20 protein-coding genes are annotated in these 21,420 nt (G+C 71.0%); 9 read left to right on the forward strand and 11 right to left on the reverse strand.

From position 1 onward, the window contains the following. The 8 genes from ACEN9J_RS31375 (at position 1) to ACEN9J_RS31410 (ending at position 9,693) form a co-directional block, all read left to right on the forward strand. Complete coding sequence (locus ACEN9J_RS31375; protein WP_413765222.1) at positions 1–1,716, forward strand: response regulator; 1,716 nt, start codon at positions 1–3, stop codon at positions 1,714–1,716. 57 nt (positions 1,717–1,773) lie between these two features. Continuing rightward, positions 1,774–2,790, forward strand: coding sequence for an AraC family transcriptional regulator (locus ACEN9J_RS31380; protein WP_413765223.1), 1,017 nt, complete (start codon positions 1,774–1,776; stop codon positions 2,788–2,790). A 61-nt stretch (positions 2,791–2,851) separates the two neighbouring features. Next, positions 2,852–3,436: a carboxymuconolactone decarboxylase family protein gene (locus tag ACEN9J_RS31385; RefSeq protein WP_413765224.1), complete on the forward strand. Its 585-nt coding sequence runs from the start codon at positions 2,852–2,854 to the stop codon at positions 3,434–3,436. Next, a complete protein-coding gene (locus ACEN9J_RS31390; RefSeq protein ID WP_413765225.1) occupies positions 3,426–4,502 on the forward strand; it encodes an acyl-CoA dehydrogenase family protein in 1,077 nt (358 codons plus the stop codon). Before ACEN9J_RS31385 ends, ACEN9J_RS31390 begins: the two co-directional genes overlap by 11 nt. Beyond that, complete coding sequence (locus tag ACEN9J_RS31395; RefSeq protein WP_413765226.1) at positions 4,499–5,362, forward strand: ABC transporter ATP-binding protein; 864 nt, start codon at positions 4,499–4,501, stop codon at positions 5,360–5,362. The genes ACEN9J_RS31390 and ACEN9J_RS31395 overlap by 4 nt, the downstream gene beginning before the upstream one ends. Further along, the gene (locus ACEN9J_RS31400) at positions 5,359–6,621 is read left to right on the forward strand and encodes an ABC transporter substrate-binding protein (RefSeq protein ID WP_413765227.1); all 1,263 of its coding nucleotides are present in this window, start codon (positions 5,359–5,361) and stop codon (positions 6,619–6,621) included. The genes ACEN9J_RS31395 and ACEN9J_RS31400 overlap by 4 nt, the downstream gene beginning before the upstream one ends. 1 nt (position 6,622) lies before the next feature. Continuing rightward, positions 6,623–7,369 carry an ABC transporter permease gene (locus ACEN9J_RS31405; RefSeq protein ID WP_413765228.1) on the forward strand — a complete coding sequence of 249 codons (747 nt, stop codon included), beginning with the start codon at positions 6,623–6,625 and terminating at the stop codon, positions 7,367–7,369. 191 nt (positions 7,370–7,560) lie between these two features. Beyond that, positions 7,561–9,693: a tripartite tricarboxylate transporter substrate-binding protein gene (locus ACEN9J_RS31410; protein WP_413765229.1), complete on the forward strand. Its 2,133-nt coding sequence runs from the start codon at positions 7,561–7,563 to the stop codon at positions 9,691–9,693. Between the two features lie 51 nt (positions 9,694–9,744). Here the strand turns inward: ACEN9J_RS31410 and ACEN9J_RS31415 are convergent, their stop codons facing one another. Next, complete coding sequence (locus ACEN9J_RS31415; protein ID WP_296736064.1) at positions 9,745–10,836, reverse strand: NADH:flavin oxidoreductase/NADH oxidase; 1,092 nt, start codon at positions 10,834–10,836, stop codon at positions 9,745–9,747. Positions 10,837–10,936: 100 nt separating this feature from the next. Between ACEN9J_RS31415 and ACEN9J_RS31420 the strand changes: the two genes are divergently transcribed. Then, a complete protein-coding gene (locus ACEN9J_RS31420) occupies positions 10,937–11,257 on the forward strand; it encodes an ArsR/SmtB family transcription factor (RefSeq protein ID WP_093345369.1) in 321 nt (106 codons plus the stop codon). A 10-nt stretch (positions 11,258–11,267) separates the two neighbouring features. Here ACEN9J_RS31420 and ACEN9J_RS31425 read toward each other — a convergent pair whose 3' ends face one another. The 10 genes from ACEN9J_RS31425 to ACEN9J_RS31470 all read right to left on the reverse strand — a co-directional run bounded on the left by ACEN9J_RS31425 (position 11,268) and on the right by ACEN9J_RS31470 (position 21,414). Next, the gene (locus ACEN9J_RS31425) at positions 11,268–11,552 is read right to left on the reverse strand and encodes a putative quinol monooxygenase (protein WP_296736069.1); all 285 of its coding nucleotides are present in this window, start codon (positions 11,550–11,552) and stop codon (positions 11,268–11,270) included. 21 nt (positions 11,553–11,573) lie between these two features. Further along, positions 11,574–12,662 (reverse strand): Gfo/Idh/MocA family protein, encoded by a 1,089-nt coding sequence (locus ACEN9J_RS31430; RefSeq protein WP_413765230.1) that lies wholly within the window; start codon positions 12,660–12,662, stop codon positions 11,574–11,576. Beyond that, positions 12,655–13,761, reverse strand: a complete 1,107-nt coding sequence (locus tag ACEN9J_RS31435; protein ID WP_413765231.1) for an isocitrate/isopropylmalate dehydrogenase family protein — start codon at positions 13,759–13,761, stop codon at positions 12,655–12,657. The genes ACEN9J_RS31430 and ACEN9J_RS31435 overlap by 8 nt, the downstream gene beginning before the upstream one ends. After that, positions 13,758–14,825 (reverse strand): hypothetical protein, encoded by a 1,068-nt coding sequence (locus ACEN9J_RS31440; protein ID WP_413765232.1) that lies wholly within the window; start codon positions 14,823–14,825, stop codon positions 13,758–13,760. The genes ACEN9J_RS31435 and ACEN9J_RS31440 overlap by 4 nt, the downstream gene beginning before the upstream one ends. Before the next feature lie 8 nt (positions 14,826–14,833). Then, positions 14,834–15,817: a Bug family tripartite tricarboxylate transporter substrate binding protein gene (locus ACEN9J_RS31445; protein WP_261216790.1), complete on the reverse strand. Its 984-nt coding sequence runs from the start codon at positions 15,815–15,817 to the stop codon at positions 14,834–14,836. A 54-nt stretch (positions 15,818–15,871) separates the two neighbouring features. After that, entirely contained in the window at positions 15,872–16,567 is a 696-nt protein-coding gene (locus ACEN9J_RS31450) for a GntR family transcriptional regulator (protein WP_296783744.1), read from the reverse strand. Continuing rightward, positions 16,564–17,553: an SMP-30/gluconolactonase/LRE family protein gene (locus ACEN9J_RS31455; RefSeq protein ID WP_413765233.1), complete on the reverse strand. Its 990-nt coding sequence runs from the start codon at positions 17,551–17,553 to the stop codon at positions 16,564–16,566. The genes ACEN9J_RS31450 and ACEN9J_RS31455 overlap by 4 nt, the downstream gene beginning before the upstream one ends. Before the next feature lie 132 nt (positions 17,554–17,685). Beyond that, positions 17,686–18,372 carry a DUF2894 domain-containing protein gene (locus tag ACEN9J_RS31460; protein WP_413765234.1) on the reverse strand — a complete coding sequence of 229 codons (687 nt, stop codon included), beginning with the start codon at positions 18,370–18,372 and terminating at the stop codon, positions 17,686–17,688. Then, a complete protein-coding gene (locus ACEN9J_RS31465) occupies positions 18,365–19,039 on the reverse strand; it encodes an OmpA family protein (RefSeq protein WP_413765235.1) in 675 nt (224 codons plus the stop codon). The genes ACEN9J_RS31460 and ACEN9J_RS31465 overlap by 8 nt, the downstream gene beginning before the upstream one ends. Continuing rightward, the gene (locus tag ACEN9J_RS31470; RefSeq protein ID WP_413765236.1) at positions 19,039–21,414 is read right to left on the reverse strand and encodes a DUF802 domain-containing protein; all 2,376 of its coding nucleotides are present in this window, start codon (positions 21,412–21,414) and stop codon (positions 19,039–19,041) included. The genes ACEN9J_RS31465 and ACEN9J_RS31470 overlap by 1 nt, the downstream gene beginning before the upstream one ends. Positions 21,415–21,420: the final 6 nt, after the last annotated feature.

The raw sequence follows: 21,420 nt of genomic DNA on the forward strand, positions 1-21,420 counted from the left end.
GTGGAAGACCGCATCCTGATCCTCGCGCCGCGCGGCCGGGATGCGCAGGTGATCCGGGCCGTGCTGGAGAGCCAGGGCATCGATTGCCTGGTCTGCCCCGACACTGCATCGCTGCTGGCGGAACTGGAAATTGCCGCCGCGGCGGCGATCGTGACCGAGGAGTCGCTCTCGGGCGGCTTCGACGGCGCGCTGGGCGCCTGCCTGGCGCGGCAACCGGCCTGGTCCGACCTGCCTTTCGTGGTGCTGGCGATGCGCCAGTCGGGGCGGCGTTCGGCCAGCGCGCAGGCCTCGCTGCAGCAGCTGGGCAATTCGGTGCTGCTCGAGCGGCCGCTCAATCCCGAGACGCTCGCGAGTGCCGCGCGCTCCGCTTTGCGCGCGCGCCAGCGGCAGTACGTGACGCGCCGCCACCTGAACGACATCGAGGCCGCCAAGGCCACGGTCGAGCGGCTCAACGCCGAGCTCGAAGGGCGCATCGCGACCCGCACGGCCGAGCTCGCGGGCGCCAACGACTGGCTGATGCGCGAGATCGCCGAGCGCGAACGGCTGCAGGCCAACGTGGTGCAGGGCCAGAAGCTCGAGGCCATCGGCCGCCTCACGGGCGGCATCGCGCACGACTTCAACAACCTGCTGCACGTGGTCAACCTCAACCTGGAATTCATCTCGCGGCTGGCGCCCGAGGGCAAGCTGGCCGACTACGCGCGTCGCGCGAAGGAATCGGTGGCGCGCGGCTCGCGCCTGACCGGGCAGCTGCTGTCGTTCGCGCGAACGCGCAGCCTGGTGCCGCGGCTGCATGGCGTGAATGCGCTGGTCACCAACCTGCGCGAGCTCATCGAGGTCTCGGTGGGCTCGAAGGTGCGGGTGAGCTTCGAGCTCTGGCCCGGCGAACTCTGGGTGATGCTCGACGGCGCGCAACTCGAGATGGCGCTGCTGAACATGTCGGTGAACTCGCGCGATGCGATGCCCGAGGGCGGGAAGCTGGTCATCGGCACGGCATTGGCGAGCGCGGCCGACGGTTCCCCGCAGGTGCTGGTGAGCGTGCGGGACACCGGCAGCGGCATACCGAGCGCGGTGCTCTCGAAGGTGTTCGATCCCTTCTTCACCACCAAGGCCAATGGCCATGGCACGGGGCTGGGGCTGAGCCAGGTCTACGGCTTCGCGAGCCAGTCGGGCGGCCAGGCCGAGATCCGCAGCACGCCGGGCCAGGGCGCGACCGTGACCCTGCGCTTTCCTCTGTCGCAGCCCGAGCCGGTGGAGGATGCCGCATCGCCGGCCGGGCGCGAGGGCGCCGCGCCCGCGCGGGACGATCCGCGCAGCGAGGTGCTGGTGGTGGAGGACGATGCCGAGGTCCGCCAGGGCATCGCCGAAGGCCTGCGCCTGCTGCAGTACACCGTGCGCGAGGCCAGCGATGGTCACAGCGGCCTGCAGGAGCTGCAGCGCCGCCGGCCCGACCTGCTGATGGTCGACTACCTGATGCCCGGCATGAACGGCGCCGAGCTCGTGGCGGCCGCGCGCCGGCTCTATCCGCAGATGCCGGTGCTGGTCGCGACCGGTTATGCCGACATGGCGGAGGTGCAGAAGGTGGTGGGTTCGCATTCCGTGCTGCGCAAGCCCTTCGACCTCGAGACGCTCAGCGGCGCGGTGAGCGCGGAGCTCGGTCGTGCGCGGACGACGGCGCAGGCCGCGGACGAGCGCGAACGGATCGTTTCCGGGTCATAAGCTCACAGCGATTCGTTCTTTGGCGCCGCGCGCGGCCTCGGCCACACTGGCGGGCCCATGCCTTCCCTCTCCGTCATTCCCGACGTTGCCAGCCCGTCGGCCGATGCCGGGTTCGATGCCCAGGCCGACCGGGTGGCCGACTGGCTGCTCGGCAGCCTCGAATGGAACGCCACGCTGTTCCACGTGGGCCAGTACTGCGGCCGCTGGCGCGCCTCGACGGCGGGCCGTGCGCGCGCGAGCTTCCATCTGATCCTCGAGGGCCGTTGCTGGCTGCACCGGCCGGGGCTCGAATCGGTGGCGCTGTCGCCGCGCGACGGCGTGTTCCTGATGCGCGACGTGCCGCATTTCCTCTCGCCCTATGCCGACCCCGGCATCGACTGCGCGCCGCGCGCGATGCAGCCGCTGTCGGCCAGCCCCGCGCTCGGCGAAACGGCATTGGCCTGCGGCTTCTTCTCGTTCGACGGGCCGCTGCGCGACCTGGTCGCGCAGTCCTTTCCCGACTGCCTGGTGCTGCGCGCCGACGACCTCGCGATGGCCTCGGCCGCCACCCTGTTCGACCTGATGCGTGGCGAGGCGCTGCGCGCTGGCACCGAGCCCTCGGTGCTGATGGACCGGCTGGCCGGCCTGCTGTTCTTCTACGGCCTGCGCCACGTGGCGCGCAGCGACGAGAACGCGCGCGGCTTCTGGGGGCTGCTGCGCCGGCGCGGCTTCGCGCCCTTGCTGGCGGCGCTGCTGCAGTCGCCCGAGCGGCCCTGGAGCGTGGCCGACATGGCGCAGCGCGTGCATCTCTCGCGCGCGGCCTTCTTCCGCCAGTTCGGCGAGGCCTGCGGCCAGTCGCCGCTGCAGTTCCTGCAGTTGCTGCGCATGCAGATCGCGGCGCGCAAGCTGGCGCAGGGCGAGTCGATCGCGCAGGCCGCCGAGGCCGTGGGCTACGACTCCTATGCCGCCTTCTCGCGCACCTTCAAGCGCGTGATCGGCGAGCAGCCGGGTGCCTGGCAGCGTGCGCGCCGGCTCGACCGTAGTGAAGCCGCCGGCGAGACGAACCGGCACAGATCCGAGACGCCCGGTCATTGATGCCCGCGGGCGCGCCGCGAAGAATCGGTGCCAGTTTCCGCACAACCTGAGCCGCACCGACATGACACGCCTGACCCTGCACACCGAGACCTCCGCGCCCGAAGCCAGCCGCGCGCTGGTGGCGCGCGCCGCCGCCAACAACGGCTTCCTGCCGAACCTGATCGGCATCCTCGCCAATTCGCCGCAGGCGCTCGAGACCTACCTCGGCGTGGCCCAGACCACCGCGCGCGGCGAACTCACGCTGGCCGAGCGCGAGGTGCTGCAGATCACGGCGGCGCGCATCCATGGCTGCGACTTCTGCGTGGCCGGCCATTCGGCCGCGGCGCTCAAGCAGGCCAAGTTGCCGGCCTCCTCGGTGGTGGCGCTGCAGCGCGGCGAGGCCACGGGCGAGGCCCGGCTCGATGCGGTGCGCGCCTTCACCGAGGCCGTGATCGCGAGCCGCGGCAAGGTGAGCGACGAGGCGCTCGCGGCCTTCCGCGGCGCGGGCTTCTCCGAGCGCCAGGCGCTCGAGGTGGTACTCGGCGTGAGCCTGGCCACGCTGTGCAACTTCGCCAACAGCCTGGCCGGCAGCGCGGTCAACCCGCAGCTGCAGCCCTACCTGCCCGAGAACCTGCGCGCCGACGCAGCGCCCGCCCATGCTGGCTGAGGCCGACCGGCACTGGCTCGACGCGCAGGCCGAGGCGCTCGACAGCGACAACGCGCAGGCGCACGCGGTGCTGCCGCGGCTCGCGGGCGCGCAGCTGTTCGGCCTGGGCGTGCCGCGCGCGATCGGCGGGCAGGGCGGCGACACGCGCGATGCCATCGAGGCCGTCGCCGCCGTGGCCGGCCATTCGCTGGCGGCGGCCTTCACCTTCTGGGGCCAGCGCGTCTTCATCGAATACCTGCTGCAGTCGCCCAACCAGGCGCTGCGCGAGCGCTGGCTGCCCGCGCTGCTCGACGGCTCGCTGGCCGGTGCCTCGGGGCTGTCGAACGCGATGAAGTTCCTCGGCGGCATCGAGGCGCTGCAGATCACGGCCACGCGGCAGGAGGGCGCGCCCGGCTGGCGGCTCGACGGCAGCGTGCCGTGGTGCACCAACCTGCGGCCGCAGGGCTTCGTGGCTGCGGTGGTGGTGCAGCGTGCCGATGGCGGCGCGCCGCTCGTGGCCGCGCTGCAGAGTGAGCAGGCGGGCGTGGAGCGCAGCGCCGACCTCGACCTGATCGCGCTGCGCGGCAGCAACACCGCCTCGCTGCGCATCGAAGGCGCGCGACTCGCGGCCGACGAACTGATCCACGACGATGCCAACCGCTTCCTGCCGACGGCGCGGCCCGAGTTCCTCGGCCTGCAGTGCGGGCTGTCGATCGGCCTTGCGCGCGCCGCGCTCGCGACCGCGGCGCAGATCGGCGGTGCCGGGCGCGCGGTGCTCGACGCATCGCTCGTCGAACAGCGGCAGGCGCTCGATGCCACGGTCGACGGGCTCTATGCCGGCATCGCCGATGGCCGCTTCCGCACCCAGCCCGAGGCGCTGTTCCGCGCGCGGCTCGCGCTGGCCGACATCGCGCAGGCCGCGGTGCAGCTCGAGCTGCAGGCCAGCGGCGGCCGCGGCTACCACCGCGACCAGCCGCTGAGCCTGGCGCGGCACTGGCGCGAGGTGGCGTTCGTGCCGATCGTGACGCCGAGCGTGGTGCAACTGCGTGGCGAACTCGCGCGCCGCGCGGCGCAGTCCGCATCGTGAGCGCCCTGGCTGCCGAGATCGGCCTCGACGAGGCCGCGAACGCGCCGCACCCGTTGCTCGAGGCACGCGATCTGGCCTTCGGCTTCGATGCGGCGCGACCCGTTTTCAGCGGCGTGTCGCTTGCGGTCGCGCCGCGCGAGATTGTCTGCCTGCTCGGTGGCAGCGGCTGCGGCAAGTCGACCTTGCTGCGGCAGCTCGCGCGGCTCGAGGTGCCCGGCGTGGGCCATGTCCAGGGCGAGATCCGATTTCTCGGCGAGGCCTCGAGCACACCGCATCCGCGCGCGGCACTGGTGTTCCAGCAGCCGGGCCTGCTGCCATGGCTCGATGCGGCGCGCAACGTGGGCTTCGGCCTCGACTTCGCGCGCCAGCCGAAGCTCGAACGCGAGCTGCGCGCACGCCGCGTGCGCGACGCACTCGCGGCCGTGGGGCTCGCGGGGCAGGGCGGGCTCTATCCGTCGCAACTGTCGGGCGGCATGGCGCAGCGCGTGGCGCTGGCCCGGGCACTCGCGCGCGAGCCGGTGCTGCTGCTGGCCGACGAACCCTTCTCGGCGCTCGATGCCATCACCCGCACCGAGATGCAGGAACTGCTGGTCGATGTGGTGCACCGTTGGCGCACCGCCGCGCTGTTGGTCACGCACGACATCGACGAGGCGATCCTCGTCGGCGACCGCATCCTGCTGATGGGCGAGCGGCCCGGCCGCATCGTGCGCGAGTGGCGCGTCGACATGCCGCGCCCGCGCAGCGATGGCGCCGCCTTCACCACGCTGCGGCTAGACATCCTCGCCGCGCTGCAGGCCACGCGCCGTCATTCCTCCATCGAATCGCCACCCGGCATGCCAGAAAGAAAGCCCGTCGAATGACCGACCCGAATCCCGCCCATGGCGCCGCGTTGCGCGCCACCCATGTCTGCGCCTCGTCCGCCTGCGACTGCGGCCTCACGCGGCGCGACATGCTGCGGCTGTCGGCCCTGGCCGGCGCGGCGGTGGCGGCGCCCTTTCTCTCGGCCGGCGATGCGATGGCGCAAGGCTTCAAGGGCGACGACCAGCCCGTGAAGATCGGCTACCTGCCGATCACCGATGCCACGCCGCTGTTGATCGCGCATGCGCGCGGTCTGTTCGACAAGGAAGGACTGCGTGCCGAGGCGCCGCGCATGTTCCGTTCGTGGGCGCAGATCGTCGAGGCCTTCGTCGCGGGCCAGGTCAACGTGATCCACCTGCTCACGCCGGCCACGCTGTGGGTGCGCTATGGCTCGAAGTTCCCGGCCAGGATCGTGGCCTGGAACCACATCAACGGCTCGGCGCTCACCGTGCTGCCCGAGATCGGCAAGCTCTCCGACCTCGGCGGCAAGACCGTGGCGGTGCCGTTCTGGTATTCGATCCACAACGTGCTGCTGCAGGACATGCTGCGCGCCGAGGGCCTCGGCGCCGTCACCAAGGGCGCGGGCGCCGGCGGCGGCGTGGGCTCGAAGGAGGTCAACCTCGTGGTGCTGGCGCCGGCCGAGATGGTGTCGGCACTGGCCGCGCGCTCCATCGCGGGCTTCATCGTGGCCGAGCCCTTCAACGCGGCGGCCGAGATCGCGGGCGTGGGCAAGGTGCTGCGCTTCTCGGGCGACGTCTGGAAGGACCATGCCTGCTGCGTCACCTTCCTGGCCGAGCGCGACATCGCCGAGAAGCCCGAGTGGGCGCAGCGCGTGACCCACGCGATCGTCAAGGCCCAGCTGTGGACGCGCGACAACCGGCTCGACGCGGCGCGGCTGCTGTCGAATGCTGGCGAGCGGCGCTACACGCCGCATCCGCCGCAGACCCTGGCCAAGGTGCTGGCCGCCACCGACTACGCGAGCTACGAGGCCAGCGGCGTGGTGCGCCACAAGGGCTGGAGCCAGCGGCGCATCGATTTTCAGCCCTATCCCTTCGCCTCCTACACCGAGCAGCTGGTGCGCGCCGTGCAGGGCACCCGGGTCGAGGGCGAGAACGCCTTCCTGCGCGCGCTCGATCCGAAGTTCGTGGCGCGCGACCTGGTCGACGACCGTTTCGTGCGCAAGGCGATCGAGGCCGTGGGCGGGCCGCAGGTGTTCGGCGTGGCGCCGGACTACCAGCGGCGCGAGACCATCGCGGTCTGACGTGGGTCGCCGCCTCGGACTGCCGCTGGCTGGCCTCGCGCTGGCGCTCGTGCTGTGGTGGGCCGGCAGCGCCTGGCTCGCGCAGCGCACGCCCATCGCCGCGGCCTTCGCGCCCGGGCCGTCGGCGCTGGCGCTCGTGCGCCTGGTCGCTGGCCCCGACATCTGGCAGCACGCGCTGCTGAGCCTGCAGCGCGTGGCCATTGGCCTCGCACTGGCGATCGTGTTCGGCGTGCCGCTGGGCGTGCTCACCGGGCTGTGGCGCAGCTTCGCGCAAGCCAGCACGCCGGTGTTCCAGTTCCTGCGCATGATCTCGCCGCTGTCGTGGATGCCGATCGCCGTGATGGTGCTCGGCGTGGGCGACCTGCCGGTGTATTTCCTGCTGGCCTTCGCGGCCGTGTGGCCGATCCTGCTCAACACCGCGGCCGGCGTGGCGCAGCTCGACCCGCACTGGCTCACGCTCGCGCGCAGCCTGTCGGCCACGCGCCGCGAGACCGTGCTGCGCGTGATCCTGCCGGGCATCACCGCGCACCTGCTCACGGGCGTGCGGCTGGCCATCGGCATCATCTGGATCGTGCTGGTGCCGGCCGAGATGCTCGGTGTGTCGGCCGGGCTCGGGTACTTCATCCTCGACACGCGCGACCGGCTTGCCTATTCGGAGCTGATGGCGGTGATCGTGCTGATCGGGGCGTTGGGCTATCTGCTCGATGGGTTGGCGCGGTGGCTGCATGCGCGGTGGACGCATGGGTGAGGGGAGCGCGTGCGGCGGGCAGGGGCAACCGAACAGGAAAACGAACCGGAAAATCCAGCCTTCTGAATGACGCAAGGACTTCATATAAAGCGTTGAATACATTGGTTTTTTAAGCAGAATCAACCGGTAAAAGAACCGGAAGCCATGAGCGAAAGACCGATCCCCCTGTCTGCCACGACCAGGTGAGCTTCATGAAGCGCCTGCCTCTCTTCGCAGTCCTGCTGTGGCTCTGCATCGCCCTCGGCTCGGCCAACGCTGCGCCGCCGAGCTACCAGGATCTGCAGGCCGATCCGGGCGCCGTGCCGATGCAGCCGACCTGGCAATTGCGGCCGGTGGATGCATCAACGCCGCCCTGGAAAGACATCTTCGCGTTCACCACCGGCATCGCCCCGGACCGGATCGAACGCGTGCGCTGGCTGAGCCTGAATCCGGGAAAGAACAGCGAGCGCGCGCCCGCGCTGTTCGACGCCCTCGACGGGCGCGAGCTGTTTCTTTCACCGACAGCGCGCAGCTTCTGCGATGGCCGCTGGCAGACGGCGTGGCTGGAAAGCATCGGCATCATCGGCGTCGGCACCGCGCTCCAGCCCGCGTTCAAGGTGTGGCTGGTGGAGCAAAAGCCCGGCGGCGGACAACGGACCACCGTGGGCATCGGGCGCATCGATGCGCAAGGGCAGTGGGCCGTGCCGCCAGTGAGTTGCGATGGCAAGGACACGACATCCATCGACTCTCCCACCGCTCTTTCCTACCCGATGCCCGACGAATCCAGGCCAGCGGCTTCCGACCTGCAGGTGGACACGGTCTACGCACAGCCCGGCCTGCGCGATGCCGCGGGGCAGTGGCGCACGCCGCCGCCGCCGCGCGACATCGCCACCGCGCAATGGATGGACTATCAGCGGCAGATGCCGACACCCGGCTCCACAGGCTCGGGCCTCATCGACGCGCGAGGCAGGATGGTGATCCCGTTCATCTTCGGCGGGCTGCCCGACGCGACGGCCCAGCGACGCATCCGGCTGTGCACCGCCGTCGGACTCGATCGCCAGCGCAACGCCAGCACGCCGCGCGCGTGCCGCTGGCAACGGCTGCATGGCAGCAACACCGACGCCGCACTGCGGCCGGCCAAGGACGTGGACACCGGTCGATGGGGCTACCGGAACGCGCAGGGCCAATGGGCGATCGCGCCGCAGTTCCAGGAGGCGCGAGCGTTCCGCCATGGCTACGCCGTCGTCGCGGGCGCGTTCCCCCAGGACTGGCGGCCGCCCGGGTGGCAGGACGAGCAGCCGATCATTCGGCAATTCCATCGCATGGGTCGCCACTGGGTGGCCGAAGCCCTGATGCGCAATACGTCCACCGCCGGTGCATGGGAGATTCGCTACGGCCTGCTCGACGATGCGGGGCAATGGCTGGCCGTCGTGCCGCAGCCCACGCTGCACGTGACCGTGCCGTTTCCGCCCGGTGGCCGCAGCAGCCACTATGCCGGGATGCTGGCGAGTCACCTGCCCAGGCTGCTGGGACGCGGCGTGCAGGTCGATCATGTGCCGCAAGCCACCGAGGCCGACTACCGCCGGCTGATGACGCAGGGCGGCAACGAGAAGGTTCTGCTCGCGGCGCTGAGGCTGCCGCGCGGAGGAATCGAAGGCGTGCACCAGGGCCCGCCGATCGATGCGCTGATGCAGTCCCTTCGCCCCGTCACGCTGCTGGCTTCGCAGCCTCTGGTGCTGGCCATCGACAGCGCGAGGGCCGACGCACTGGGCATTCACAGCACCGATGACCTGCTCGCCTACGCGCGGGCCCACCCCGGCAGCCTGCGCATCGGCACGGGCGAGGACGGCTGGACCGGTCATCTCGCCTTCGGCCAGTTCCGTGCGCTGAGCGGCGTCGACGTGCAACGCGTGGTCTTCAAGGGCATGTACCCCGACTCGGACGTCATCACGAAGGCGCATGCGGTGGACCTGCTGTTCGCGCCCGTGAACGGCGTGGCGGTTGCGGTGCGGCGCGGCCAGTTGCGCGTGCTCGGCACCACCGCCGATCCGGCGAGCCCGCAGAGCTTCGACGGTGTGCCGTGGCCGACGCTGGCCTCGAGCGCGCCCTTGAGCGGCTACGCAACGTACGACCATTTCAGCCTCTGGGCACCGGCGAATTCGGATGCCGCGTCCAATCGCACCGTGCAGGAAGCCGTGGCCCAGGTGCTCGCCAGGCCCGAGGTGCGAAAGCAGCTGCAGGACCTTCAGGTGGTCGGCGGAGGCGGTTCGCCCGAGAGCTTGCTGGCGCTGGAGGACGAAGAGCGCGAACGCTGGATGCGTGCGCTGTCTTCGTCGGCGCGTTGATGGCCGCGAACACGCCCTCGCAAACCCGGCCAGCGGCCATCCTCCCCGCAATCACGAAGACCGGTAGCGCTCCAGCCAGTGCGCGTAGGGCGCCGGCAGCGTCCAGGCCGCCTTGTCCACGCCGAGCTCGAGCGCGGCGCGGTACGGCCAGTGCGGGTTCGCGAGCAGCGGCCGGCCCAGCGTGACCAGGTCGACGGTGCCGCCGGCGACCAGCTCGTCCGCCTGCCGGGGCTCGCTGATGAACCAGCTCGTGGTGGCGGGCAGGCCGGTTTCGCGGCGCACGCGCTGCGCGATCGGCGCCATCAGCGCCGGGCCCCACGGAATCTTCGCGGTGGGCGTCGAGAAGCCGATGCTGACGTCGATGAAGTCGAGGCCGGCCGCCTTGAGCCTGCGCACGAGCTCGATGCCCTCCTCGAGGTCGTCCTGGCCGGCGAACTCGGTCACGCCGAAGCGGGCAGCGAGCGGCAGGCGCTCCGGCCAGACCTCGCGCACGGCGGCGAGCGTCTCGATCAGGAAGCGCGCGCGGCCTTCGAAGTCGCCGCCGTAGGCGTCGGTCCGCTTGTTGGACCAGGTCGAGAAGAAGCTCTGCGCGAGGTAGCCGTGCGCGAAATGCAGCTCGAGCCATTCGAAGCCCGCGTCGAGCGCGCGCCGGGCCGCGGCCACGAAGTCGGCCTTGACGCGCTGGATGTCGGCCAGGGTCATGGCCTCGGGCACCTTCGGCAGGCCGCCGCCGAACGCGACGGCCGAGGGGGCGATGGTCTGCCAGCCGCGCGCGTCGTCGGCGGCGATGTGGTCGTCGCCTTCCCAGGGCCGGTTGGCGCTCGCCTTGCGCCCGGCGTGGGCGATCTGGATGCCGGGCACGGCGCCGGCGGCCTTGACCGAGGCGACGATCTTGCGCCATTCGTCGGCCTGCGCGTCGGTCCAGATCCCGGCGCATCCGGGCGTGATGCGGCCCTCGGGCGAGACGGCCGTGGCTTCGGCGATGACCAGGGCCGCGCCACCGCGCGCGAGGCCCGACAGATGGACGTGGTGCCAGTCGTTGACCACGCCGTCGACGGCGGAGTACTGGCACATCGGCGAGACGACCATGCGGTTTTTCAGCGTGACGTCTTTCAGGGTGAAAGGCGAGAAGAGGCTTGACATCGGATCCCCGGTGAACGTGTGAATGACAGGATTCGATAGTACTCTAGTTCGATAAATATCGAACAATAGGACAAATCGCGATCCGTGCTATGGTCGCGCGATGCGCAGCCTCAACCATCCGGCCCTCGACGATGTCTCGCTGACCCAGGTCCTCTATGCCCTGAGCGATCCCGAGCGGCTGCGCGTGGTGCACGAGCTGGCCGGTTGCGGCGAGGCCAGCTGTGCCGCGCTGGGCGGAGGCAGGGCGAAGTCGAGCATGTCGCATCACTTCCGGGTGCTGCGCGAGGCGGGCATCGTGCGCACGCGCACCGACGGCCCCGCGCATGTGAACGAGCTGCGCCGCAAGGAAGTGGACAAGCGCTTTCCCGGCCTGCTGAAGGCCGTGCTCGCGGCCCAGGAGCCGGCCGCGAAGCAGGGTTGAGGGCGCTGCCTCAGACCCGCTCGAAGCTCTGCACCTGCTTCGAGACCACCCAGTCCGTCGTCAGGCTGTTGAAGCTCTGGAAGTGCGCGCTCGCCAGATGCGCGTCGAAGGCCGCGCGGTCGTCGTAGACCTCGTAGAGGAAGACATGGCCCGCGTCCTCGGGCGCCACGCAGACGTCGAACTGCCGGCAGCCGGGCTCGTGCTCGACCGAGCGCGAGGCGTTGGCCTTGATCTCGCGGAGGAAGTCTTCCCGGTGTTCGGGGGCGATGTGGAAGTGGACGGTGACGATGTGCATGGCGAATGGATTCTCGATGGATCAGAAGACCGGCCGCAGATGCGCATCGGCCGCAGGCTCGAAGTCGCTCATGCGGATGCGCCGGCCGCTGCGGTGGGATTCGTAGACGGCTTCCTGGATGCGCAGATTCTGCAGATAGTCCGAGGCGTTGTTCTCGGGCGCGATGCCGCGCTCCAACGCGTCGAGCACATGGGCCTGCAGGGCGGCCACCGCGCCGCCGCCGAATTCGCTGGACGGCCCGCTGTCGTAGGCGAGTTCGGCCTCGGGCTCGCCATGCGGCTTGAGCCACAGGCGCGCATCGCCATCGAGCCGCAGCACGCCGCCTTCGCCCTCGAGCCACATCTCGCCCATGGTGCGGCGCTGGTTCGCGGCCGGGTGTTCGTTGAGGCGATTGCCGTCGATGAGGCCGATGGCATCGCCGGCGAAGCCCAGTTCGATCGTGGCGGCATCCTCGCCCTGGATCGCGGGGTTGAGGCGCCGCAGCCGCGCCGAGACATCGGCCACCTCGCCGAGCAGGAAGCGGAAGCTGTCGATCAGGTGGATGGCGGTCTCGGCCACGAGCAGCCGCGGCATCTGCTGGAAGTAGGGCTGCCGGTCGAGGTAGGCGCGTGGCCCCTGTCCGTCACCGGGCCGAAGCCGGAAGCTCGCGCCGTGCAGGCGGCCCAGCCGTCCCGTGTCGATCAGCCGCCGGGCCTCGCGGAACCAGGGCATGAAGCGGAAGTTCTCGTGCACGACCAAGGGCACGCCGGCTCGCGCGAAGCGTTCGCTCTGCTCGCGTGCCTGCGCGTAGTCGGTGCAGAAGGGTTTCTGGCAGATGGTCGCGATGCCATGCGAGAGCGCCTGCGGCAGCAGCGTCGCATGGCTGGCCGGCGGCGACACGATGTCCAGCAGCGTGGGCGCCGTGGCGTCGAGCATCTCGTCGAGGCGCGAGAAGGCGCGGGGCACGCCGAAGCTGCGGGCGGCCTCGGCCGCGCGCTCGGGCTGCGCATCGCAGAGCCCGACGAGCTCGACACCGGGCAGCGCCTGCCATGCGCGCAGATGGAACTGGCTGAAGTAGCCGGCGCCGACCACTGCAACCCGGTGGCGTGTGCCGCCGCGCGCCTCAGGCATGGCGCAGCTGCTCCAGCACCGCTTCGGTGATCGCGCGCGTGCCGTCGCCGCCGCCGAACTCGAAGGGCAGCACGGCGCCGCCCGCGAACACGGCCTCGACGGCCCGCTCGATGCCGCGTGCCGCATCGCCCAGGCGCGTGTCGCCATGCCGTTCGGCCAGCCAGTCGAGCATCATCGCGGCCGACAGGATCATGGCCGTGGGATTGGCCTTGCCCTGGCCCGCGATGTCGGGCGCGGTGCCGTGCGCGGGCTGGAACAACCCATGCCGCTCGCCGAGGTCGGCCGAGGGCGCCATGCCCATGCCGCCCACCAGCGCGGCGATCAGGTCCGAGAGGATGTCGCCGAACATGTTCTCGGTCACCAGCACGTCGTAGCTCCACGGCTTGAGCACGAGGTTCAGCGCCATCGCATCGACATAGGCGCTGTCGGCGCCGATCGCCGGGTGCCGCGACGCGACGTCCTCGAACACCTCGCGGAAGAAGGCCATCGACTCGAAGACATTGGCCTTGTCGACGTTGGTGACCCGGCCCGCGCGGCCCAGCCGCTCGGCGCGCCGCTGCGCGAGCTCGAAGGCGAACGCGCAGATGCGGTCGGTGCCGTGGCGCGTGATGCGCATGGTGTCGAAGACCTCGACGGTGCGGCCTTGCGCATCGCGGCGCGCATCGCCGCGCCCGCGCGCATAGAACAGGCCCTCGGTGTTCTCGCGCACCAGCACCAGGTCGATCTGCTGCGCGCGCGGGTCCGACAGCGGCGTGCGCAACCCGCGGAAGGTGCGGATCGGCCGCACGCCTGCATAGAGGTCGAAGTGGAAGCGCAGGTCGAGCTGCGGAATGATCTCGGTGCCGTCGCTGCCGCGCACGTGCGGCAGGCCCATGGCGCCGAACAGGATCGCGTCGGCGCGCTCGCACACGGCCAGGGTCTCGTCGGGCAGCGCGACGCCGCTGTCGAGGTAGTGCTGGGCGCCCGCGGGGCGGGTGTCGAGCTCGAAGCCGATGCCGGCCCTGGCGCCCGCCGCATGCAGCACCTGGGCCGCCGCGTCCATGACTTCGCGGCCGATGCCGTCGCCGGGCAGCACGGCGATATGGTAGCTGGTCTTCATGCCGCACCCCCGGTGATTTCCTTGAGCTTGCCGAAGAAGGCCTTCTTGCGCGCCGAGCCGATGCGCCAGTCCACCGGCAGCGACTGGAAGCCGTCCTCGAGCTTCTCGCGCGAGCGCCGGTAGTCGAAGTAGCCCCAGCCCGCATAGCCCTCGACGGCCGCGAGCAGGTGGTTGTCCTCGTGCTCGAAATCGAAGTGGTCGTCCTCGTTGTAGAAGATCGGCTGGCCGCGGTAGGCGGGCGAGTTGCGCAGGCGCAGCAGCTGCAGCCGGATGCCGTCGGGGTTCGACTGCTCGCGTCCCGCGAGGCCGTTGACGTGGTTGCCGTGCGGCAGCAGGAAGTCGCTCGCGCCGATGATGTTGTGCGCGTCGGTGCGCGGCTTCAAGAGGCTCGCGCCCACCAGCAGCCGGCCGGCCGGCGTGTCGAGCCGCCCTTCGGAGCGCCGCTGTGCCTGTTCGATCAGCTCGTGGCAGCGCGGCGCCTCGATGATGCGGTGGTGGTAGACGGTGTGGTCGATCTCGTTGCCGATCTCCAGCAGCACGTTGCGCGCACCTTGCGCCACCAGCCAGTCCACGCTCTGGTCGACCGCGCGGCGCACCGCCTGTTCGTCGGCCAGGTGGCGCGTGGCGGGGCCGTAGAACAGGCCGAGCACCACCACCATGCCGAGCCGGTCGGTGGCCTCGAGCACGCGTCGCAGCCGCTCGGCCCACGCGGCCTTGAGCGTGCCGTCGGCCTCGAAGGCACTGATGGTCCAGGGCTGGATCTGCGAGTAGCCGTGCGGGCTGCCGCCCTGCAGGTTGAGGCACACGCCCAGCAGGCCGTGCGCACGGTACTCGGGCAGCGCCTCGCAGAATTCGCGCGTGTTGCGATCGGCGTCCCACGGACCGTCGCGGTAGGCCCAGACGCCGCGCGTGCTCGGGTTCTTGTCGTCGGCGATGGCGTTGGCCATGCGGCTGTTGAACAGCAGGCCCTGGATCTTCTGGTCCTTCCAGTGGCGGCCTTCGTAGGTCGGCCGGCCATTGATGAGGATCTGGTCGCCCTGGATCGAAACGGTGGTGTCGCTCATGCTCTCTTTCAGTCTGCGGTGATGCCCGCGGTTCGGATGACGTCGCCCCAGACGGCGCTCTCGTCCTTGATGCGCTGCGTGACGGTCTCGGGCGAGGCCCACTTGGCGACGGCGCCGCGCTCGGCCATGAAGTCGGTCCAGTCCTTCTTGTCGACCACGCTCCTGGCGGCGGTGCGCAGCTTCTGCAGCACCTGCGGCGGCGTCCTGGCCGGTGCCAGCAGCGCCTGCCAGCCGATGGCCAGCAGCTTGGGGAAACCGGCCTCGGCGGTGGTCGGCACATCGGGCAGGTAGGACACGCGCTGCGGTCCCGTGACGGCCAGCACGCGCAGCTTGCCGCTCTCGACCTGGCCCTTGACCTGGCTCACGTTGTCGATCATCAGGTGCATGCGGCCCGCGAGCATGTCCTGGATCGCCGGCCCCGTGCCCTTGTAGGGCACGTGCACCATCTGCAGCGACTCTTCCTTCTTGAAGAGCTCGAACACGATGTGGGCCAGCGTGCCGACGCCGCCCGAGGCGAAGTTCATCTCGGTCTTGGGCGCGCGCGCCAGCGCCACGAATTCCTTGAGCGTCTTCACGCCCAGCGAGGCCGGCACGATGACCGCCTGCGGCGTCTCGGTGATGCCTGTGATCGGCGTGAACTCCTCGAGGTAGTTGGGCACGCCCGACTTGTAGAGGAACGGGTTGTTGGTCGCCATCGCCGAGTTCATCTGCAGCAGCGTGTAGCCGTCGGCCGGCACGCCGGTGGCGACGTACATCGCGGCCAGGTTGCCGTTGGCGCCGGCCTTGTTCTCCACGATCGTGGCCTGGCCCAGCGCCTCGCCGAGCCGCTGCGCGAGCGGGCGCGCCACCAGGTCGACACCGCCGCCGGCCGAGAAGCCCACGACGATGCGCACCGGGCGCGAGGGATAGTCGTTCTGCGCGAAGGCTCGCGGCCCCAGTGTCGCGGCCAGGGGCGCGGCGGCGCCCGCACGGATGAAAGTCCTGCGTTTCAAGTCTGTCTCCTGTCGATTTTTGGATGGGGCCCTGCATGGCGCCCCCGGGGTGCATCAGAGATGCTGGAAGCGGTAGTGCTCGAAGATGGCCAGCAGCTCGCGGCTCGCGCGCCGGCGGTGCTCGAGGTTCACGCGGGCGGCGCCTTCGGCGTCGCCCTCGCGGATGCGCTCGACCAGTTCCATGTGTTCCTGCGTCGAGTTGTGGGGCACGGGCCGCAGCCGCAGCGAGACCATGCGCGCGCGGTGCGCGCGATCCCAGTGGTTGAAGACCGCGTCGGCCAGCAGCTTGTTGCCGGCCATGGTCACGAGCTGCGCATGGAAGGACTCGTCGGCCCGCGCCCAGGCGTCGAGGTCGTTGGCCTGCAGCGCGGCGGCCATGGTCTCGGTGGCCTCGACCAGCGGCTGCAGCTCGGCCGCGTCGGGCTTCCTGCGCGCCAGGCTCTCGGCGGCGGCGCTCTCGAGCGCGCCGAGGATCTCGTAGATCTCGCGCATGGCCGTCGGCGACACCGGCAGCACGCGCATGCCGCGGCGCGGGATCACCTCGATCAGGCCTTCGCCATGCAGCCGCATCAGCGCTTCGTGCACCGGCGTGCGGCTCATGCCGAGCTGCAGCGCGATCTCCTGCTCCATCGCCTGGTAGCCGGGCGCCCAGACGTTGTCGAGGATGCGGCGGCGTATCGCCTGGTAGGCGCCATCGACGAGCGTGGTGGTGTCGGCGCCCGCGGCGGTGGTGGAGGGCTTGGTGTTCATGCGTGGTTCCAGTGAAGGGGCGGCAGGCCGGCGACCGGCATGCGCACGGTGGCCAGCGTGTCGCCGAGCAGGCAGCCCAGGTAGCCGGTGCGCAGGTCGGGCCCGCCGAAGGCGAGGCTGGAGATGTTGCGCAGCGTGTGGCCGTGCACGGTGTCGAGATGCTCGCGGCCCATGCGGTGCTGCTGGAAGGCGTCTTCCACCGCGTCGAGGCGCGCCGGGTCGGCGTCTTCGAGCAGCACCGACTGCGCGCCGTCGCGGCCGACGCGGATCAGGCGGTTGCTCACGATGCTCGTGATCCAGAAGTCGCCGTCGACGTCCTGCGCCAGGCCGTCGGGAAAGGTGCCGGCGCCGAAGCGGGCCACGGTCTCGCGAGCGCCCAGCGAACCATCGGGCCGGATCGCGAAGCGAGAGAGCCGGCGGCCGAAGGTCTCGTTGACGTAGAGAAAGGCGCCGTCGCGGTCGACCAGGCACTCGTTGGTGTAGCCCAGGCCGTCGGCCACGATGCGTGCGCCGCGCGCGTCGATCAGCACCACGAAGCCATCCGCCACATCGTGGCGATAGCCGAGCGCGCGCGGCGTCTGCCGCGTGCTGACCGTGATCCAGAGCCGGCCCCGTGCATCGGGCAGCACGAAGTTGGTCGGCGGCAGGTCGAGGCCGTCGACCGTGCGCAGCAGCGGTTGCACCCGGCCGTCGCGCTCGAGCGCGAACACGCCGCCGGTCTGCGCGCCCAGGTGGGCGATCAGGAAGCTGCCGTCGGCGCGCAGCGCGATGCCGTTGGGCTTGAGGACCTCGCCGTCGATCTCGTGGCCGAGGTAGGCGGTCTGGGTGCCGTCGGGATGGATGCGCGTCACGCCGCCGCGCCAGTCGGCGCAGTAGAGATCGCCGGCGCGCGTGGCCAGCACGCATTCGGGGCGGTGCAGGCCGGTGCCGGTCCTGGCGGCGCCGGCGGGGGAGAGGCGCGGGATGTCAGGGGGTGGGGTGCTCATGCATTTATTAATGTATGCATTGATGCACGCGTCACTATCTGGGGTAAACCCGGGGCACGCGCATGCGCCCGAAGTCACGAAGCGGGTCGATGAGGCTGGAGAGCCGCGTGGGCTCGAGGGGGGAGTGCCCGCTCAGGGCGTCTTGCCGCGACCGGATTTCCTGGCGCCCTCGGCCCGCGCCGTGGGTGCCGAAGCCTGGCTGGCCTGCAACTGCTCCACCCACAGCAAGGTGTCGACGTAGGTCATGAAGCGGTTGAGGTACTCGGGCGAAAGGTCGCGCATGAGGATCAGCGCGCGGTGCACGAGATGGTGCGAATTGAGCGGACCCGCGTTCTCGGGCATCTTCGCGAGCGACTGCGTGAGCCGGCGATCGGCGCTCAGGCGCGACCAGGTGCCGCGGAAGTAGCGCATGGTCTTGAGTTCGGCGGGCGCGGCGGCGACGGACGAGGCGGGGCTCGCTGAAGTGGCGCGAGCCGGCACGGCACCACCGCTGGGTGCCGGTGCTTCCTCGGGCAGCGGCGACTGGCGCGCGATGTGTTCGACGAGCTCGGCGAGCGCGCTGCGTGGCAATGGCCGCGCCGCCGCGGCCGGCGCCTGCGGCACCGCCTTCTCGAAGTCCTCGCCATACGCGCTCAGCAATTGCCGCAGCCGCTCGTCGAGCAGCCGCCTGGCCTCGCCACGCTGCGCCGCGGTGCGTTTCGCGAGCGTCTCGATGAAATGCAGCCGCACGGGATCGAAGCGCTCGGCCCCGCGCGCGCGCCAGGCCGCGACGACCGCGAGCGGGTCGTCGTTCGCGTCGATGGGCGCGTCGTTACTCACGGGCCTTCGCTGCAGTGCCGGTGGTGCTCGCCGCATACGACGGCCGCGGCGTCGGCGCCATCTCCACGCGCCGGTTCTTCGCGCGGCCATCGGCATCGGCATTCGAGGCCACGGCCTGTTCGGCGCCGAAGGCCGCGGCGAACACCGCGGACGAGGGCACGCCTTCCTCGATCAGCGTGCGCGTCACGGTCAGCGCGCGCTGGGCCGAGAGCTCCCAGTTGTCGGCGAACAGGCGCGCGCCCTCGCGCATCTGGCGGTTGTCGGTGAAGCCGCTCACCATCAGGATCTCGTCGCGCGAACGCAGGTAGGTGGCCAGCGGCGCCGCGAGGCTGCGCAGCACCTGCCGGCCCTCGGGCTGCAGGTCGGCGGAGTTGAAGGCGAACAGCACGCTGCCGCTGATGCCGATGCGCCCGTTGTTGAGCGTGACGCGGCCCGCGGCCAGCGGCCCGGCCAGCGCCTTCTCGAGCGCCTCGCGGCGCTGCGCCTCGGCCTGGCGCTGCTTGACCTCGGATTCGAGCCTGGCCGCGAGGTCGAGCTGCATGCCGATCGCGCAGACCAGGATCAGCACGAAGGCGCCGAGCAGGCCCGACATCAGGTCGCCGAAGACGGCCCAGACCGGCACGCTGGTGTCGAGGCCGGCGTCGTCGATGTCCATGTCCTGGCGCATCACGCCTCGCTGGCCACGGCGGCGGGCTGCCGGCTGGCGATCTGCTGCAGGTCTTCGACGATCTGCTTCTGCGACATGATGCTGAGGTCGATGACCTCGCGCGCCTGCGCCACGTAGTAGGCCAGCTGTTCGTCGCTGCGCGCCATCGACTTGCCGAGCGCGCCTTCCACGCGCTGCAGGTGCGCCACCAGCTTGTCGTTCGATTCGCCGAAGCGCTGCACCGCGAAGCCGAAGGTCTCGCCGAGGCTCGCGACCTCGACCGCGCTGCCCGTGACCTGCGCGGCCACCTCGGCCATCTTGCCGGTCTGCGTTTCGACCTGTTCGGCGAAGCGGCTGCCCGCGCGCTCCATGGCCTCGGCCGAGGCCGCGACCAGCGCGTCGACCGCGCTGCGCTGTTCGGTCGACGCATGGTTGACCGCGTCGAGCAGCGTGCCCAGCGTCTCGAGCAGGCGGTTGCGTTCCTCGAGCATCGCGTTGTCGCGCGCCATGCTGTCCGACAGCTTCTGGCGCAGTTCCGACACCACCTCGGCGGCGGCGCGCGGCGCTTCGGCGGCGGCTTGCAGCAGTTGGGCGATCTCGGTGACGGTGCGCTTGGCATGCGCCTCGTTCTGCGACGACATCTCGCCGGCGGTCTTCGTCAGCGCATCGAGCAACTGGCGCTGCTGGTCGGCGCTGTGCGCACCGGCCTGCCGCCATTCACGCTGCAGCGAGGCGGCCATGGCCTCGAGCGAGCCGGTGAAGGCCGCGAGGCGCTCCTCGTCGCGCGCGGCGAGGTCGGCCTGCGTTTCGAGCAGCTTCTGCTGATGGCCCAGCACATGGCTGCCCGCCTGTTGCCATTCCTGCTGCAGCGACGAGGCCATCGCCGCGAGCGAGCGGGTCCATGCCGACAGCCGTTCCTCGTCGCGCGACGAGAGATCGGCCTGGGTGTCGAGCAGCTTCTGCTGGTGGATCAGTGCCTGCGCGCCGGCCTGCTGCCATTCCTTCTGCAAGGCCGCGCCCATCGAGGTCAGCGATTCGGTCCAGGCCGCGAGCCTTTGCTCGTCGCGCGCGGCCAGTGCAGCCTGCAGCTCGCCCTGCGCGTCGCCCACGGTGCGCAGCAGCGAGGCCGCATGCGCCTCGAAGGCCGTGGCGGCGGCCGACAGCGCCTGCTGCGCGTCGCCCGAGAGCCTGTCGCTCGTCTCCTGATGCCGCGCAAGCGCCTGTTGCCAGGTGTCGGACACCTTGCCGACCGTGGTCTCGAGTTGCGTCGACACGCCATCGACCAGCGCGGTCGAGCGCTGCTCGAAGCTCTGCGCGAAGCCTTCGAGTGAGCCGCGCAGGTCGCTCGACAGCGCCTCGCTGGTGCGCTGGTGCGCGGCGAGCGCGCCCTGCCAGGTGTCGGCCACGCGGCCGGTGCTGGCCTCGAAGCGCGACGACAGACCCTCGAGCTGCTGCTGCACCGTCTGCGCGATGCTGCCGTGCAGCGAGGCGGTCTCGCGCGCGATGCCGGCCATGGTGGCCTCGACCACCGGCTGGATCGCGGCGCCGGCCACGCGCGCGCTCTCGATCAGGCTGTGCTTGAGCGACTGGTCGACCGAGCTCGCGAGGCCCGCGTAGACCGCCTCGGCCTTGCCGTGGAACTCGGCCTGGTTGCCGATCAGGCGCTCGCTGAGCACCTGGGTCTGGCGCTCCATCGCGCCCATCATGGCCTGCAGCTGGCCGACCAGCTCGGGCATCAGGTCGGCCTGGCGCTGCAGCAGCTTGAAGGATTCGTCGCGCCGGTGCGCCTGCGAGTGCACGCGCAGGGTGCTCGCGATCTTCGCGTCGAGCGCCTGCGAGGCCTGCAGCCGCTCGCGCCGGCACAGCGCCGACACCAGGCCCAGCGCCGCCGAGGCGGCCACGCCGGCCACCGAGGTGCCGAAGGCGAGGCCGAGGCCGCGCACCGGGGCCGAGAGCGATTCGCGGATCGCCTCGAGGTCGGTCGCGCCCTGCAGCGCCGCGCCGGTGCCGTTGAGCGTGACCACCATGCCGAGGAAGGTGCCGAGCATGCCCAGCAGCACCAGCAGGCCCGCGAGGTAGGGCGCCAGCGCCGGCCCGGGCAGGCCCACGCGTTCGCCCTCGACGCGCAGGCGCACGGCGTTGCGCAGCGAGGGATGCAGCGAGGCAAGCCAGTCGCCGAGGCTGGCCGGGGGCTCGGACAGCGCGTTCGTCGCCTGCACCAGCGAGCCCGTGGCCTGCTGGAAGCGGTGCAGTTCGAGCCCGCCCATCAGGTAGAACGCGGCCACGAGCCCGGTGACGGCCAGCGCCAGCGTGTTCGTGCCGATGTAGCCGGCGCCGACCCAGCCGACGACGGCCAGGCCCGCGACGAACACGGCGTGATGGAGAAATCGGGTCATGTGTAT

This window comes from Variovorax sp. Varisp41 (genome assembly GCF_047325085.1).
In the GTDB taxonomy this organism is placed as follows: Bacteria; Pseudomonadota; Gammaproteobacteria; order Burkholderiales; family Burkholderiaceae_C; genus Variovorax.

Excerpts from the sequence above, each read along its gene's own strand:
- ACEN9J_RS31380 (WP_413765223.1), top strand. The coding sequence starts at position 1,774 with ATGCCTTCCCTCTCCGTCATTCCCGACGTTGCCAGCCCGTCGGCCGAT.
- ACEN9J_RS31385 (WP_413765224.1), top strand. The coding sequence starts at position 2,852 with ATGACACGCCTGACCCTGCACACCGAGACCTCCGCGCCCGAAGCCAGC.
- ACEN9J_RS31390 (WP_413765225.1), top strand. The coding sequence starts at position 3,426 with ATGCTGGCTGAGGCCGACCGGCACTGGCTCGACGCGCAGGCCGAGGCG.
- ACEN9J_RS31400 (WP_413765227.1), top strand. The coding sequence starts at position 5,359 with ATGACCGACCCGAATCCCGCCCATGGCGCCGCGTTGCGCGCCACCCAT.
- ACEN9J_RS31410 (WP_413765229.1), top strand. The coding sequence starts at position 7,561 with ATGAAGCGCCTGCCTCTCTTCGCAGTCCTGCTGTGGCTCTGCATCGCC.
- ACEN9J_RS31415 (WP_296736064.1), bottom strand. The coding sequence starts at position 10,836 with ATGTCAAGCCTCTTCTCGCCTTTCACCCTGAAAGACGTCACGCTGAAA.
- ACEN9J_RS31420 (WP_093345369.1), top strand. The coding sequence starts at position 10,937 with ATGCGCAGCCTCAACCATCCGGCCCTCGACGATGTCTCGCTGACCCAG.
- ACEN9J_RS31425 (WP_296736069.1), bottom strand. The coding sequence starts at position 11,552 with ATGCACATCGTCACCGTCCACTTCCACATCGCCCCCGAACACCGGGAA.
- ACEN9J_RS31430 (WP_413765230.1), bottom strand. The coding sequence starts at position 12,662 with ATGCCTGAGGCGCGCGGCGGCACACGCCACCGGGTTGCAGTGGTCGGC.
- ACEN9J_RS31435 (WP_413765231.1), bottom strand. The coding sequence starts at position 13,761 with ATGAAGACCAGCTACCATATCGCCGTGCTGCCCGGCGACGGCATCGGC.
- ACEN9J_RS31440 (WP_413765232.1), bottom strand. The coding sequence starts at position 14,825 with ATGAGCGACACCACCGTTTCGATCCAGGGCGACCAGATCCTCATCAAT.
- ACEN9J_RS31450 (WP_296783744.1), bottom strand. The coding sequence starts at position 16,567 with ATGAACACCAAGCCCTCCACCACCGCCGCGGGCGCCGACACCACCACG.
- ACEN9J_RS31455 (WP_413765233.1), bottom strand. The coding sequence starts at position 17,553 with ATGAGCACCCCACCCCCTGACATCCCGCGCCTCTCCCCCGCCGGCGCC.
- ACEN9J_RS31465 (WP_413765235.1), bottom strand. The coding sequence starts at position 19,039 with ATGCGCCAGGACATGGACATCGACGACGCCGGCCTCGACACCAGCGTG.
- ACEN9J_RS31470 (WP_413765236.1), bottom strand. The coding sequence starts at position 21,414 with ATGACCCGATTTCTCCATCACGCCGTGTTCGTCGCGGGCCTGGCCGTC.